Raw genomic sequence first — 15055 nt, 5'->3', positions numbered from 1 at the left:
CGCGGTGTACTCTCGCGTTAGGGTTAACGCATGAGTAACTGGAAAAAATCACCCCTGCTGTGGATGGGGGCCAGCATCGCTGGAGTGGGACTGATGGTTGGTCTGCTCTATGCGCTAGGCGTTCACCAGCAGGTCGTGGACCTGCTGCGCTGGTTTGATACCCAGGGAGTCTGGGCGGCCGTCCTGTTTGTCGGCATCATGGTGCTCGCCATGGTGCTGTTGCTCCCGGGTGTGCTTTTGACCACCGGTGCGGGCTTTGTTTTTGGCGTTGTTGAGGGCACGACCTATGTGGTGATTGGAACCACACTGGGGGCGGCGATTGCTTTCCTGATTGCGAGGCATCTTCTTGGTGAGCACGCCCACGTTTATATTCGCAATCGCGCACGGCTCTCCATGGTGAGCAATGAGATGGCACCCCATGGCTGGAAAATTGTGCTGCTCACGCGCCTGATTCCCTTCTTTCCGGGAAAACTTTCCAACTTCCTGTTCGGTCTCACCAATTTCTCGTTTGGCGGGTTCGTTGCGGGGACATTTCTGGGTGTTATTCCATTCTCGCTCCATAACGTGTACCTGGGCTCCCTCGCAGCGGATCTTACGACTCTTGGCGAGCGGGAGTCCGGTCGTACGCCGCTTGAGTGGGCCATATACGGTGCAGGGTTCGTAGGCACCGTACTGGCGGTGGTGTATCTGAACCGCCTCGCCCGGCGGGCACTGGCCCGTTACAGAGTCGAAACCGAGCCAACGGAGCAGGAGACGAGCCAATGAGCTGGATGAAGTGGTTGCCCTGGCGGTACCTGGTGAAACGCATGGCCCATCGGCATGGTTTTCTGGATCCGATAGCGCTGTTGGGAAAGCTGCACAGCTTTGCCCAGCCTTCGGAGGTTGGCGAACCAATCGAATTGCTCAGAGCCGGGGTGGTGTTTCACGCCCGGGGACTGATCAACAGCCGGGTGATTCAGCATAACCTGGACTGGGTCTGGCCATACTGGGTTGAGCGGCAGTTTGATCCCGGGGATATTGCCTTTATTCCCCGGGCGTTTTCCATTACCCATATCAACCTGAGCAACCGTAACTGGACGGCCATCGGGCAGCCGGACGTGCCCGAATTACCGGTTGTTGATCCCCGGGGTCTTCTGACGCCTTTTTATGATGGGTGGTCTCTGGATGCCTGGGTGCTGGCCGATGACGGCCGCTGCCTGCTGCCCTCCCGCAGCAAGACTGCCCGGCAGCGTCAGAAGTTTGAGGGTGGCCCCTGTATAATGACCGATTCAGAGCTGGACGGGTTGAGCCTGACCAGTCGGTCCCGGGTCGTGGTGGAAAACGGCAAGCCGGTTTGTGAGCTGATCCTGGAGGCCAGATCAGAAACATCGGGCTCGCTGGTACTCTCGTTGCGGCCTGCAAACCCGGAGGGCATCAGTTTTATCAATCGGGTTAGTCTGTCAGAGCAGCGGGATGCCTGGACCGTTGACGGAAAGCAGACTGTGTTTTTCAGCCGGCCGGCCGAGCGTCATCACGTCTCGGATTATCGGCAGGGCGATGTAAGGATTCATCTCCAGGACAATGAAGACCAGAGTCACGGTAAATGCGATGTCGGCATGGTCACGGCAGCAGCTCTGTTTCCATTGCGGGCCGGAGAGGTTTCGGAGCTTACCGTAAGGGTTCCCCTGTCGGACGAGCCGGTTCCGGCGCTTCGTTCGGACAGCTGGCCCAGTGCCCTGAAGGGGCATGCCCGGCTGGAGTGCCCTGATGAATCCTGGCAGTTCCTCTATGATGCGGCTATTCACTCCCTGGTGCTGCATTCACCGGAGGATGTCTATCCCGGGCCCTACACCTACAAACGCTTCTGGTTTCGGGATGCTGCCTTCATAATCCACGCCTTGCTCTGCGCCGGGCTGACGGACCGCGCAGAACGCGCGCTGTACCAGTTTCCCGACCGGCAGCTGAAAAACGGGTACTTCCGCTCCCAGGAAGGGGAGTGGGACGCCAACGGCGAAGTGCTCTGGATTCTGAGGCGTTTCCACGAACTGACCGGTCGGCCCCTGCATCGGGAATGGTTGGAGCCGGTGCGCAAAGGCGCCCGCTGGATCCAGAAAAAGCGGTTGAGCGAGACTTTGGACAAACCCCACGCAGGTCTGCTGCCGGCCGGCTTCAGTGCCGAGCACTTGGGGCCTAATGACTATTACTACTGGGACGACTTCTGGGGAATCGCTGGCCTATGGGCCGCTGAGATGTTGCTCAGGCCGGTCGATCGGGAAAGCAGCGAGCACTTTGGTGCTGGTGCCCGGGAGTTTGCCCAGACCGTCGATCGCAGCCTGGCGACCTGTGCCGAACGCCTGAAACGCCCGGGAATGCCGGCTTCACCCTACCGTCGGCTGGATGCGGGTGCCATCGGTTCACTGGCGCTCGGGTATCCGGCCCAGCTGTGTAAGCCGGATGATCCGAGGTTGCTGGACTGTGTCGAATTCCTGCTTGAGAATTGCTTTGTGAAAGGGGCGTTCTACCAGGACATGATTCACTCGGGCCTCAATGCCTACCTGACCCTGCATGTCGCGCAGATTTTGTTGCGGGCCGGGGATCCCCGTTATCTGAAGCTGGTGGATGCCGTCGCCGGGCTGGCATCGCCAACCGGACAGTGGCCAGAGGCCATCCACCCCGGTACCGGAGGTGGTTGTATGGGGGATGGGCACCATGTCTGGGCATCGGCGGAATGGGTGCTGATGGTACGCAACTGCTTCGTGCGGGAGGAGGGCGATCGGCTGATTCTCTGTGCGGGCATTCCCACACGCTGGCTGGAGCAGGACAAGCCTATTCGCTTTGGCCCGGCACCGACCAGTTTCGGAACCATCACTGTAACTATTGAGCCCCGGCCTGGTGGTGCGTCCGAAGTGACCTGGAACGGAAGCTGGCACCATGAGGAGCCGGACATCGAAGTGATGCTCCCTGAGGTTCGTCCGTGACCATCCTCTGTAATGGTCGTGAAACCGGTTTTCTGTATCTGTTTTGTTTGCCTGCTAACTTATAAAGTAAGCTTACTGACAGATACATCGAATCCGGTTGAGATCCATGCGCTCACTGTTCTACTCGTTTTTTGTCCCCGCACTGTTTGTCTGGCTGTGGAGTACGGGGTTTATCGGCGCCAAGTACGGTTTGCCCTTTGCCGAGCCTTTTACCCTGCTGCTGTTGCGCATGCTGATGACGCTGGTGCTGCTCGCTGGTCTGGCCTGGATCATGAAAACCCGCTGGCCCGGCTGGCGCGGTGCTGGCCATCTGGCGGTTACTGGCGTGCTGGTGCATGGCTGCTATCTCGGTGGCGTGTATTATGCGATTCAGGGCGGTATGGCATCGGGGATTGTGTCGCTGATTGTGGGGCTGCAACCTTTGGTAACTGCCGCAGCAGCCGTAGCGATTCTCAAAGAGTCCGTCAGTGGCCGGCAATGGGTCGGGCTTGCCCTGGGCCTGGTAGGTGTCGCCCTTGTTCTGCTTGAAAAATTCGGGGGCACCGGTGCCGGCTCGGGTTTTTCACCCTGGAGCCTGTTGTGGGCGCTCTTTGCGCTGACAGGTATATCCCTGGGCACGGTGTACCAGAAGCGGCATGGTACCGGAGCGGACCTGGTAGCCGGTACCATGATCCAGTATGCCGCCGCCGCAACCTTCTTTGCGATCGGTGTATTCACCCTGGAGACCCGGGAAGTCGAGTGGAGCCTGCAGTTGCAGTTGTCCATGGCCTGGCTGGTGTTCGGCGTGTCGATAGGGGCAATTCTGTTGTTGATGTGGCTGATCCGTCAGGGCGCCGCCTCGCAGGTCGCCAGTCTTTTCTACCTGGTGCCGCCGGTAACCGCGCTTGAAGCCTATTTGTTGTTTGATGAGCGCCTGGGCGGGCTTGCTATGGCGGGCGGGCTGATCGCGATTGTCGGCGTGGCTCTGGTGGTCACCCAGAAAAAACCGGCTTAATAAGGATTCCCGGGGATGGTTAAGGCATGACGGAAGTGACCAAAGGCGTCGGGTATGGCCTCAGCGCCTATACCATTTGGGGCTGTTTTCCACTGTTCTTCGCCCTGTTCGAAGGGGTGCCGGCGTTTGAAATCCTGATTCACCGGATCATCTGGTCCTGTGTCTTCCTTGCCCTGGTTATCAGCGGCTTGCGGCGCTGGCCGGCCGTCAGTGCGGCTCTTGCTAATCCGGCCCAGCTCTGGCGGGTACTGGCCTGTGCCTTGCTCATTGCCATCAACTGGGGAATTTACATCTACTCCGTGGAAACCCGGCATGTTCTGCAGGCCAGTCTCGGCTACTTCCTGACTCCTCTGGTGAACGTGGCCCTGGGCATGCTGGTGCTTCGAGAGCGTATGGGGCCATGGCAAATGGCGGCTGTAGTGCTGGCGGGCGTTGGTATCCTCATCCAGCTCGTCCTTCTGGGGGAGTTGCCCTGGATTTCCCTGGTGCTGGCCGTCAGTTTCGGCACCTATGGCCTGGTACGAAAGCAGGTGCTTCTGGATGGCCTGTCTGGCTTGTTCGTGGAAACCCTGTTACTGCTGCCGGTGGGCCTGCTCACCTTTGGCTGGCTGGTTGGAGAAGGGGTGTCCAGTTTTGGCGACAGTGCCTATATTGGAACCCTGCTAATGGCGAGTGGCATCGTTACCGCCATCCCGTTGCTCCTTTTTGCAGGCGCTGCCCGGCGTTTGCGGCTGGCGACGGTCGGCTTCCTGATGTACATCAATCCAACCCTGCAGTTCTTTATTGCCCTGCTGGTATTCGGGGAGCCATTGAGCGAGGTTCAGTTGGCCAGCTTTGTGGTGATCTGGATAGCCCTCGGTCTTTACAGCTGGTCGTCCTGGCACTACCGGCCCCGGGTTCCGGCTGGCCAGAACTGAAGGCAAATCTTCAGGCCAGGGTGGCAAGCAGATTGTTGATCGCCCGGGCAAAAGCTACTGGCGAATCTTCCTGAAGGAAATGGCCACCTTTCAGGGTGACATGGGGCTGGTTTTTTGCGCCCGGAATTCGCTTTTGCATATAGGTATCACCCCCACGGGTGATCGGGTCGCCGTTGCTGAAGGTGGTGAGAAAGGGTTTTTCCCAGCGCTCCAGGACCTTCCAGGCGTTGCGGTTGGCCTCACTAGCCGGGTCGTCGGGATGCATCGGAACCAGGCGCGGAAAGGCGCGGGCACCTGCTTTGTATTGCTTGTTCGGGAAAGGCGCGTCATAGGCACGTAGTTCATCAGGACCCAGTTTCCGGAATGAGCCGGTATTGATAATCCGGGCAACGGGGAACCAAGGGCTGTGCAGCGCAAAGTTCTTCCAGATCCTGAACGCCGGTGGCGCTTTCTGGTCTCCGGTGGGCAGCATGCCGTTACCTACCACAATGGCCCGGAAACGGTCCGGGTTTTCTGCCGCAAGCCGTAAGCCCAGGAGGGAGCCCCAGTCCTGGCATACCAGTGTGATATCGGTCAGGCCGAGGTCATCAATAAACGCCTGCATCCAGTTCATGTGCTGCTGATAGCTGTAATCGCCGACAGCTGTCGGTTTGTCAGATTTGCCGAAGCCGATCAGGTCCGGTGCGATCACCCGATGGCCGGCTGCCGCACAGACAGGAATCATATGGCGGTATAGATAAGACCATGAAGGTTCACCGTGCATCATGAGAACGGGGCTGGCCTCGGCGGGGCCTTCATCCACGTAATGCATGCGCAGATCACCCAACTCCACATAATGCGGATCAAAGGGGTAATCGAGCAGGCGTTCAAAACGTTCTTCCGGAGTTCTGACGAAATCCATGTCACTTGCCTTGTTGTTCATTATTGTGAGGGAATGGCTATGGCAACCCACCCCAAACTCCGTGTCAAGGGAGAGACAAGTTCAATGACCTACTGGCTGGTTTGCAACCCGAAAGCGGGTGATGGTGAGCGGGGCCGCGAGTTCTGGCTGGAGCATCTCGTGGCCGCTGGCATCCCGAAACCTGAATGCTGTGATTTCGAGGACATGGAGTGGGCGGCCCGAGTCGGGGATCAGGATACGGTCATCATCGCCGGCGGCGACGGCTCGGTGAATAGGGGGGCTCGCCTGTGCCGGGAAAAAGGCGCCACCCTCGCCGTCCTGCCTTCCGGCACCGCCAACGATTTCGCCCGGAATCTCGAACTTCCGGCCCAGCCGGACGCCTTGTGTCAACTGATCGCCAGTGGCACGAAGCAATGGGTGGATGTAGCGGACTATGGTAATGGTATTTTCCTGAACGTGGCCCACGTGGGTTTCGGGACCTTGCCCGCTCGTGAGTCCGGAGGGGCCGGTAAAAGAATACTTGGGCGTTTCAGTTACGTTGTGGAGTTGCTGCGCCGGGTGAATGCCAAGCGTGGTTTCAGGGCGACCATTCGCTGTGAAAAGGCAGTGGTTTCAGGTCGATGGCTTACCATTGCCGTGGCCAGCGGCGCTTTTTTTGGCGGCGGCAATGAAATTCCCGAAGCCTCGGCCAACGATGGTCAACTCGATGTCATCGCAGTCAGGCCCCGTTCGCTTTTCCAGCTCCTGTTCACCTTCCTGATAGTCCGTCTTAACAAGCGGGCCCCCAAGCGCACCAGTACCATGGTCCATATGAAAGGCCAGCACTGTTCAGTGCATACCGGCAAGCCTAAAACTGTGACGGCGGATGGTGATGTGGTCTCCAAAACGCCCCTTGACGTCATTTGCTTGAGGAGCAGTCTTGGTGTTATCGGGACAAAAGTGGTCAGTACCTCAGCAGCAGATGACAGGGATGACGGAATCTTTGGCTCTTTCTGAGCAGCTCGATCTGAAATTTTCAGATACGTTTTGTCACTGACTTTTCCGGCAGGACGCGCAATCATGGGCAATATTGGCAAAATCAACCATATTCGCTGGCAAAAAATGCCAAAGCGTCGATTTTGCAGCCATGTTGCTGCCTATGGCTATCACTGAATTGATTCCAGGCGCTCGATCTTCATTCCATCTGAATCGTCGAAAAGGACAAGAGAATGCCCTCTGAACGTGTATCGGTCTCCTCAAAAGTTATGAAAGGCGTTAAATACAGCGTGATGTCGCTGGCATTGTCTGCTCTTGGCCAGACCGCCCTGGCGGCAGAACGCCTTTATATTTTTACTGAAAACTACCCGCCTTATAACGCCTCTGAGTCCGGAAAAGGTTTTGCCCACAGCGAAGACGGTATTACCGGCATCTGTACCGATATGGTGAAGGCCATACTTGCCCGAGTGGATTACGATTACGTGATGAAGATGCGGGACTGGAGCTATGCCTACGACTGGGTTCAGGATCGCGAAAATCACGGCCTTTTTTGCACGGCCCGGACCGATCAGCGGGAAGACCAGTTCCAGTGGGTGGGGCCACTGGCGTCCATCAAATGGACGTTATTTGCTGCACCGGACTCCGACATAACTCTGGATTCGCTGGAGGATGCCAGGGATCTGAGGATTGCGGGCTACAAGGGTGATGTCATGTCCGGCTACCTGGTAGACCAGGGCTTCAATGTTGTTATGGGCATCTCCGGTGATGTGAATGCACGTCGCCTGACACTGGGCCAGGCGGATCTGTGGGTGACCGATGGCCTGGTAGGTCCGCTGGTGGCGGAGGAGGAGCACGGGATCACCGGCCTGAAATCGGTGCTGGTGTTCCGCGAGACACCGATGTATTTGGCCTTCAGCACCAACACCGATCCAGCCATCATCGCAGATCTGCAGCAAGCGTTGGATGAGGCCCGCAGTGCCGGGGAAATTGAAAAGATTGTGGCTCGATACGAGTAAGCCGTGGAAGGGGCTGAGGAGCGACATAAGCGTTATCGACTATACCGAAATGCCTTGAATGATCAGGAAATGACCTACACTCTTCCACTAGAGCGTTGCATAAAAGGCAGGCGTTTTTGAGCCTGCTCGCTCATCGACCGAACTGGAGGTTCGACTATGGAAGATCCGAAAACGGTTGTGAAGCGTGAGCCACGCAAGAGTCTTATCATTCTGTTTGCTTCGGCCCTGTTCAGCATCATCATCGGTATTGTAGTGCTGATCGGGCTTGGCAGCGGTAACTCACAGATGGCTGAAGGTGCAGGCTGGATATTGGTCGTTTGTGGTGTTGTCAGTCTTGTTTTTTATTTCCTGGCAAGAAAGCAGACACCACCCGCCAAATAGCTTTCATGATGCCGTCAGAACCAGAGCCCGATCTGCGGATCGGGCTCTTTGCGTTCCACCACCACACCACGGGATTCCAGAAAGTCGACAAGAATGGCAGTGTCGTCAATGTTGAGGAATTGTCCGAGAGGCACATCCGTATCGCGATGGGTGAGCGACAGCTTCGCCGGAGTAAACGGATGTGCCGGTGCATCGAGCCGGAGGCGGGCGTACCGTCGAGGCAGGGTCCACTCCGCCTGTTTCTGCTTCATACCTTTCTCGATGTGAATATCTGTATCGTTTATGGTCAGCACTTCCCGCCGCTGACAATCGCGGGAAGTCAGGTAGATGCCGAATGCCAGTGCGATCAGTTCCAGGCCGGCAAAAGGAACGATCACCCAGGCACCCGCGAGACTGAAGCCCGTGGTGATGACGACTGAGATAGCAAAAAGGCACAGCCATATTCTGACGTTGCCATGCCAGGTCATGGAACGGTTCGGCGTAAGCAGTAACCGGAGGCCATCCGGGCGTGGTATGCGCTCCACCATGGGCAAGTGCCTCAATTGCGTCCTTTTCAACATACGTGCAGCCTGGCCGCCCCGATGACCTTCGGCAGCCTGAATCAGCTGTAATTCAAACGCCACCAGAACCACGACATACTGGCGGCCTGATATTGATAATAGTCAACTCTGATTCGATGGTGGTGCGTGGCTGGCAAATCCATAGTTAAAAAGACCCTGTTTACGCTTGCCTGGGCACTGGCGGGCGCTGTGCTGTTGCTGCTTTCCCTGTTGCTACTGTTCCGGTTTGTGAACCCGCCTACCTCGGCATTCATGCTGGGGCACGCCCTTGCTGACCCCCATGCCGAACTGCGGCAAGAGTGGGTGGCGCTGGGTAATATCTCCCCCTGGATGCCACTGGCGGTGGTTGCCAGCGAAGACCAGCGTTTTCCGTACCACCGGGGCGTGGATTTTGATGCCATCGCCAAGGTGTTGGCGGAACACCGCGCCGGTGAGGGCCTGAGAGGTGCCAGTACCATTACCCAGCAGACCGTCAAAAACCTGTTTCTCTGGAATGATCGCAGTTTCGTGCGTAAGGCACTGGAGGCCGGCCTGGCGCTAACCATGGAGGTGTTGTGGCCAAAGCGGCGCATCATGGAGGTGTATCTGAACATTGCCGAGTTCGGCCCGGGGATTTACGGCGTGGAGGCGGCCAGTCGGGCCTATTTCGGTATCGCCGCCGGTGAACTTTCTCCGGGCCAGTCGGCCCGGTTGGCGGCGGTATTGCCCAATCCGCGGGTGCTGAATGCCGCCGACCCGTCGCCTTATGTCTGGGAACGGGTGACATGGATCCGCGGGCAGATGACGCAGTTGTCGGGGCTGCGTTATCTGCAGGGTCTATATGAGTAAACGGGTGTCAGCGCCCACAGTATCGACGTTCCGGGCGCCCGACACTTCCGTAGGTGACCTCCGCCGACAGTTCCCCGGAGCCAACCAGATATTCCAGGTAGCGGCGGGCAGTGGTTCGGGAGGCACCGATGGCGCTGCCCACTTCCTCGGCGCTGCGATGGCCTCCGCTGGCCATTACCTCCCGGATCTTGTCCAGGGTCAGCGCATCAATGCCCTTGGGCAGGCGCGCCTCTCCGGAGCGGGTGTCCTCCCCGGCGGTCCGGGGCAGCAGCGCGTCCACTTCCTTCTGGGCCACCTGGTGCAGACCGGACAAACGTTCCAGGTGCTCCCGGTAGCGGTTGACGGCCTCCTGAAGACGCTCGAAGACCAGCGGCTTGAGAATATAGTCGAACACGCCACCTCGCAGGGCACTGCGCAGGGTTTCGACCTCTTTGGCGGCGGTGATCAGGATGACATCGCTGCCGCTGTCCGAAGCCCTCAGCTCCCGTAATAGCTCCAGGCCATTGCCATCGGGAAAGTACACATCCAGCAGGATCAGATCCGGTGCCAGCACATCAACCTGGTCCCGGGCGTCAGCCAGGGTGTGGGCGATGCCGCAGAGTTCAACATTTTCCAGACGTTCCACGAACCGTCGCTGAATCTCCGCTATCTTGCGGTCATCTTCGATGATCAGTAGGCGAATGGGGATCAACGGGTCTTCCTCTCTTCCGGTGATTTTGGTAAGTATAGGGTAAAGCGGCTTCCTCCGGTCGACAGGTTCTCAACGGTGACCGAGCCGCCCCAGCGGTTCAGGAACAGACGGACCAGGTGCAGGCCAATGCCGTGTTCATCGCCCTCCTTGCTGCTGACCCCTTTCTCGAAAATCTTCTGTTGGGCCGCCACGGGGATGCCGGGCCCCTGGTCCTCAACTTCAAAGATCAGTTCGTGTCCGAGATCAGTCATGGAGAGTTGGACGTGGCCCCCTTCACCGGTGTGCGACCGGGTCGCTTCCAGGGCGTTGTCGATCAGGTTGCCAAGAACGCTGACCAACTGATCCCTCGGCAGCCGCTCGGGAATGTCGGCCATCTGGCTGTCGGGATCAATGTCCAGGTGCAGGCCCATTTCCCGTGCCCTGTTGTATTTACCCAGCAGGCAGCCGGCCAGGACCGGGTCGGGCACTGCCTCCAGCAGCAGGTGCAGCAGCGCCTGGTGATCACTGACTTCGCTGCCAATCAGGGCCATGGCCTCGTCGGTGGCGCCAATCTGGATTAGGCCGGCAATGGTGTGCAGCTTGTTGGAGTATTCGTGGGTCTGGCTGCGCAGGGTATCGGCGTATTGCTGGATGCGGGTCAGCTGGCGGCTGACTTGATCCACCTCATCACGCAGCCGGAAACTGGCCACCACGCCAATGATGTCGCTGCCTTCACGCACCGGCAGCCGGTTCACAACCATTTGCCGGCCCCGCAGCCACACTTCCCGGTCGAAATCCGGGACCCCGGATTCCAGCACTGACAGCAGGTCGCTTTCCGGCAATACCGACAGTATCGGTTGGCCGGCCAGGGGCGTTTCCGGTTCCAGTCCCAGGGTGTCCAGGGCGGTCCGGTTGACAGTGGTAATCAGGCCTTCCCGGTTGATGGCAATGATGCCTTCGCGAACGGACTGCAGGGTGGCATCCCGTTCCCGGAACAGCCGGGCGATCTGTTCCGGTTCCAGGCCGAAGATCGCGCGCTTGAACCGCCCGGCAATCACAATGGCGGCGACAATACTGATCAACAGGACCAGACCGACCACCCCATAGAGCACGAAATTGTATCGCTCGATGGTGGCCTCCACCTGGGCCAGGCTGTAACCCACCGACACGATGCCGATGATCTCGCCGGTGGCTGGCATTTTTACCGGAGCCTTGCCGCGCACGGATTCGCCCAGGCTGCCAAGTGCTCTGGCAACGTAGGCTTCACCGTGCACCAGGGCCAGGCGGCCATAATCGCCGTCGTCGTCGGCCATGGAATGGCCCAGACGATCCGGATCCGGGTGGGCGAGGCGGATGGAGTTGTGGTCACCGATGACGATAAACAGGGCTTCGTTGGTCTCTGCCAGGCGGGCCGCCAAGTGGTTGAGCTCGGCCACATCGCGGTTCTGGATACCGGAAATGACCGCCGGTGTGGCCGCCACCGTTTTGGCAACCATGAGTGCCCGCTGGCCGATCTCGTCGTACAGGGATTCGCTCAGATAATAACCAGCGAACACACCAATCAGGATCGTCTGCAAAGCACTGACGAGCCCTAGGGTGAGAATCATGCGGGTTTTTAGTTTGGTCTTTCGAAACACGATATGGACTGCTGGGGTTGTTGTTGTTTGCCCATCAGGGTAATCCACGGCGGCAATGATTGCCCGTGAACTTTATGAACAAAACGGCCATTAGTTTCTTTAAAGGCTTTACGACCACAAACTTCCAGACCGTGCCGATCCGCTTTTAACCTGTATGCGAGTCGCCCCATTGGCCTTGCCAACAGGTCTGCCTCGGGAGCGAACACAAAAACAAACATGAGGTGACACAATGTTGATCAAACGTACCCTGTCTTTTGTGGCGGCGGCCGCCGTCAGTATGTCTGCCCTGGCCTGGGAGCCATCCGGAAAAGTTGAGTGCATCGCTCCGTCTGATCCCGGTGGCGGCTGGGACTTTACTTGCCGCAGTGCGGGTAATGTGATGCAGGAGCTTGGTCTGATTGATGGCAGTGTACAAACCGTCAATATGGCAGGTGCCGGCGGTGGTGTGGCTTACGCACACACTGTTAGCAAGCGTGCCGAAGAAAATAAATTGCTGGTTGCGGCATCCACCGCCACCACCACACGCCTGGCACAGAAACAGTTTCCCGGCATGAACGCCGATATGGTGACCTGGGTCGGCGCACTGGGCGCCGATTACGGCGTCATCGCTGTCGGCAAGGATTCCGAATACAAGAATCTGAACGACCTGATGGACGCTGTCAGTGCCGATCCCAGATCCGTCAAATTCGCCGGTGGCAGTGCCCGGGGTGGCTGGGATCATCTGAAGGTATTGATTACCGCCAAAGCCGCGGGTGCAGACGACCTGCCGCGCATTCCGTACCTGTCCTACAACAACGGTGGTGAGGCCATGACCCAGGTGGTCGGCGGTCAGGTTGATGCTTTTACCGGAGATATCTCCGAAGCCACCGGTTTCATGGAATCGGGGGACCTGCGCGTACTGGCTGTGCTCGCAGACGAGCGCCTGCCCGGTAAGTTCAACCATATTCCGACAGCCAAAGAACAGGGTGTTGAGGCTGTTGGTCCGAACTGGCGCGGCTTCTACATGCCCAAAGGCGCTGATGAGGCGGCCAGGGAATACTGGGTCAACGCAGTCGACACACTGTATGCCAGTGAGGAATGGAAGAAAGTCATGAAGAGCAATGGCCTGATTCCATTCCATCCGCCTGCGGACAAGTTTGATGAGTTTGTCAAAAACCAGGTTCAGGAGATCGAACAACTGTCCCGCGAAATCGGTCTGCTGAAATGACAGGCGCTGGTGATCGAATACTCGGCCTGGGCCTTCTGGTCCTCGCCGTTGCCTATGGCTGGGCTGCCCAGCAGTGGCCCGAGCCATTCGGCGGCGCCGAGGGCGTGGGGCCCGAAACCTTCCCTACCATTCTGTCGGTGGTTCTGGTGGCTGGCAGCCTGTACCTGATGATCAAGCCGGATCCGGACGCACGCTGGCCAGTAGGCAAATCCGCACTGGAGCTGGCAATTTCCGTGGTCGTGCTGGTGGTTTATACCCTGCTTCTGGAACCTCTGGGCTTTGTGATTTCCACCACATTGGCCGTCGGTACATTGAGCTGGCGCATGGGTGGTACACCCGTCAGGGCTTTCCTCACCGGCCTGATCAGTGCAGTTGTGGTATTTGTGCTGTTTAACTACGGCCTGGACCTGAGCCTGCCCGGTGGCCTGCTGGAGGTGAACTGATGGAAACCCTGGGCTTTCTGATGGAAGGGTTTGCGGTGGCGTTGACCCCATACAACCTGATGTTCGCACTGTTGGGCGCCTTTGTGGGAACCTTGATTGGCTGTCTGCCGGGCCTTGGCCCCGCCAATGGTGTTGCCATCATGATTCCGCTGGCGTTCACCCTGGGGCTGCCTCCGGAAACCGCGATGATTCTGCTGACCTCGGTGTATGCCGGCGCCATGTACGGTGGACGGATCTCTTCGATCCTGTTGAATATTCCGGGGGATGAGCCCGCGATGATGACCTGTCTGGACGGCTACCCCATGGCGCAGAAGGGCCGGGCAGCGGACGCCCTGGCCATTTCCGCCATCGCATCGTTCACCGGCGGTCTGATCGGGACTGTTGGCCTGATCATGCTGGCGCCCATTCTGGCAAAATTCGCCCTGACCTTCGGTCCGGCGGAATACTTTGCGCTGTTCATGCTCGCGTTTGCCACCCTTGGGGGTATCACCGGTAAAAACCCGATGAAAACGGTGATTGCCGCGACCATCGGTATCATGATTTCCACTGTTGGTATTGATATCGCGACCGGCACTCAGCGGTACACCTTCGATATCCTGGAGTTGTACGAGGGTATTGACTTTATCCTGGCCATTGTCGGCCTGTTCGCGATTTCCGAGCTGCTGTTCTTTGTTGAGGCCCGAATCGGTGGTGGTCGCAAGAAGATGAGCGTGGGCAAGATAACCCTGAGCTTCAAGGAACTGGTTCATACCATTCCGACCCAGTTGCGAGGAGGGGTTTTGGGCTTTATTGCCGGTGTTTTGCCCGGTGCCGGTGCGTCTCTGGGGAGCTTTATCAGCTATACCCTGGAAAAGCAGGTGTTGGGCAAGAAGGGCACCTTCGGTGAAGGCGACATACGAGGCGTGGCGGCTCCTGAGGCCGGCAACAACGGTGCGTCTTCCGGTGCCCTGGTGCCGATGCTGACCCTGGGTGTTCCGGGTAGTGGAACCACCGCCGTGTTGCTGGCGATGCTGATCTCTCTCAACATCACTCCGGGCCCGCTGATGTTCACCCAACATGCCGACATTGTCTGGGGCGTGATTGCGGCGCTGCTGATCGGGAACGTGTTGTTGCTGATAATCAACATACCCCTGGTGGGCTTCTTTGTCAGGCTGCTTTCGGTACCACCGATGTACCTGTTGCCCATCGTGACCATGGTGGCCTTCGTGGGAGTTTATTCCATCAGCCACAGCACCTTCGATCTGTACTTCATGGTGGCCTTCGGTGTTGGCGGGTATTTCCTGCGCAAGCTTGAGATCCCTCTGGTGCCGATCATACTCGGCCTCTTGCTGGGCCCGGAAATGGAGAAAAACCTCGGGCACGCGCTCATTCTGTCCGACGGTGACTGGACGGTACTGTGGTCCAGCCCACTGGCCATCGGGTTCTGGCTGGTAGCCGGCCTCGGGCTGGTGCTGCCAACGCTGGTAGGGCCAATTCTCCGCCGGCGGATGCGGGCGGCACTGAAGGAGGGTCCAGTCAGCGATTGACCCTGTCTTGAACACTCCCGCCGGACGATCTGTTGTCAGTCTT

General features: G+C 58.3%; 15 protein-coding genes. 11 read left to right on the top strand and 4 right to left on the bottom strand.

Going from position 1 to position 15055, the window contains the following annotated elements; genetic code table 11:
- Positions 1-30 precede the first annotated feature (30 nt).
- The 4 genes from CLH62_RS05400 (at position 31) to rarD (ending at position 4868) form a co-directional block, all read left to right on the top strand.
- Positions 31-765, top strand: coding sequence for a TVP38/TMEM64 family protein (locus CLH62_RS05400; RefSeq protein ID WP_099617092.1), 735 nt, complete (start codon positions 31-33; stop codon positions 763-765).
- On the top strand, positions 762-2957 hold the full coding sequence (locus CLH62_RS05395; RefSeq protein WP_099617091.1) for a hypothetical protein: 2196 nt from the start codon (positions 762-764) through the stop codon (positions 2955-2957). The genes CLH62_RS05400 and CLH62_RS05395 overlap by 4 nt, the downstream gene beginning before the upstream one ends.
- 106 nt (positions 2958-3063) lie before the next feature.
- Positions 3064-3951 (top strand): DMT family transporter, encoded by an 888-nt coding sequence (locus CLH62_RS05390; RefSeq protein WP_099617090.1) that lies wholly within the window; start codon positions 3064-3066, stop codon positions 3949-3951.
- 26 nt (positions 3952-3977) lie between these two features.
- The gene (gene rarD, locus CLH62_RS05385; RefSeq protein WP_099617089.1) at positions 3978-4868 is read left to right on the top strand and encodes an EamA family transporter RarD; all 891 of its coding nucleotides are present in this window, start codon (positions 3978-3980) and stop codon (positions 4866-4868) included.
- A gap of 10 nt (positions 4869-4878) precedes the next feature.
- On the opposite strand, the gene CLH62_RS05380 is transcribed toward rarD, so the two are convergent.
- Positions 4879-5769 carry a haloalkane dehalogenase gene (locus tag CLH62_RS05380; protein ID WP_099617088.1) on the bottom strand — a complete coding sequence of 297 codons (891 nt, stop codon included), beginning with the start codon at positions 5767-5769 and terminating at the stop codon, positions 4879-4881.
- An 84-nt stretch (positions 5770-5853) separates the two neighbouring features.
- On the opposite strand from CLH62_RS05380, the gene CLH62_RS05375 reads away from it, so the two are divergent.
- From CLH62_RS05375 to CLH62_RS05365, 3 genes are all read left to right on the top strand, one after another.
- Complete coding sequence (locus tag CLH62_RS05375) at positions 5854-6765, top strand: diacylglycerol/lipid kinase family protein (protein ID WP_099617087.1); 912 nt, start codon at positions 5854-5856, stop codon at positions 6763-6765.
- A gap of 212 nt (positions 6766-6977) precedes the next feature.
- Positions 6978-7760, top strand: coding sequence for a substrate-binding periplasmic protein (locus CLH62_RS05370; protein WP_099617086.1), 783 nt, complete (start codon positions 6978-6980; stop codon positions 7758-7760).
- 156 nt (positions 7761-7916) lie between these two features.
- Complete coding sequence (locus CLH62_RS05365) at positions 7917-8141, top strand: hypothetical protein (RefSeq protein WP_099617085.1); 225 nt, start codon at positions 7917-7919, stop codon at positions 8139-8141.
- A 14-nt stretch (positions 8142-8155) separates the two neighbouring features.
- Here the strand turns inward: CLH62_RS05365 and CLH62_RS05360 are convergent, their stop codons facing one another.
- Entirely contained in the window at positions 8156-8701 is a 546-nt protein-coding gene (locus tag CLH62_RS05360) for a DUF2244 domain-containing protein (protein ID WP_228152773.1), read from the bottom strand.
- A 126-nt stretch (positions 8702-8827) separates the two neighbouring features.
- Between CLH62_RS05360 and mtgA the strand changes: the two genes are divergently transcribed.
- Complete coding sequence (gene mtgA, locus CLH62_RS05355) at positions 8828-9529, top strand: monofunctional biosynthetic peptidoglycan transglycosylase (RefSeq protein WP_099617084.1); 702 nt, start codon at positions 8828-8830, stop codon at positions 9527-9529.
- A 7-nt stretch (positions 9530-9536) separates the two neighbouring features.
- On the opposite strand, the gene CLH62_RS05350 is transcribed toward mtgA, so the two are convergent.
- Together CLH62_RS05350 and CLH62_RS05345 are read right to left on the bottom strand one after the other, a co-directional pair.
- Positions 9537-10220, bottom strand: a complete 684-nt coding sequence (locus CLH62_RS05350; RefSeq protein ID WP_099617083.1) for a response regulator — start codon at positions 10218-10220, stop codon at positions 9537-9539.
- Positions 10217-11836, bottom strand: a complete 1620-nt coding sequence (locus tag CLH62_RS05345) for an ATP-binding protein (protein ID WP_456085518.1) — start codon at positions 11834-11836, stop codon at positions 10217-10219. Before CLH62_RS05345 ends, CLH62_RS05350 begins: the two co-directional genes overlap by 4 nt.
- 229 nt (positions 11837-12065) lie before the next feature.
- Here CLH62_RS05345 and CLH62_RS05340 point away from each other — a divergent pair, with 229 nt between their 5' ends.
- Genes CLH62_RS05340 through CLH62_RS05330 form a run of 3 tightly spaced genes read left to right on the top strand, consistent with a single transcriptional unit; the run spans position 12066 to position 15012 of the window.
- A complete protein-coding gene (locus CLH62_RS05340; protein WP_099617081.1) occupies positions 12066-13043 on the top strand; it encodes a Bug family tripartite tricarboxylate transporter substrate binding protein in 978 nt (325 codons plus the stop codon).
- Positions 13040-13486 carry a tripartite tricarboxylate transporter TctB family protein gene (locus CLH62_RS05335; RefSeq protein WP_099617080.1) on the top strand — a complete coding sequence of 149 codons (447 nt, stop codon included), beginning with the start codon at positions 13040-13042 and terminating at the stop codon, positions 13484-13486. Before CLH62_RS05340 ends, CLH62_RS05335 begins: the two co-directional genes overlap by 4 nt.
- A complete protein-coding gene (locus tag CLH62_RS05330) occupies positions 13486-15012 on the top strand; it encodes a tripartite tricarboxylate transporter permease (protein ID WP_099617079.1) in 1527 nt (508 codons plus the stop codon). Before CLH62_RS05335 ends, CLH62_RS05330 begins: the two co-directional genes overlap by 1 nt.
- Positions 15013-15055: the final 43 nt, after the last annotated feature.

The organism is Marinobacter guineae (assembly GCF_002744735.1).
Classification (GTDB): domain Bacteria; phylum Pseudomonadota; class Gammaproteobacteria; order Pseudomonadales; family Oleiphilaceae; genus Marinobacter; species Marinobacter guineae.
The sequence above is the reverse complement of the archived record's forward strand: the minus strand, read 5'-3'. Positions and strand labels throughout refer to the sequence as shown.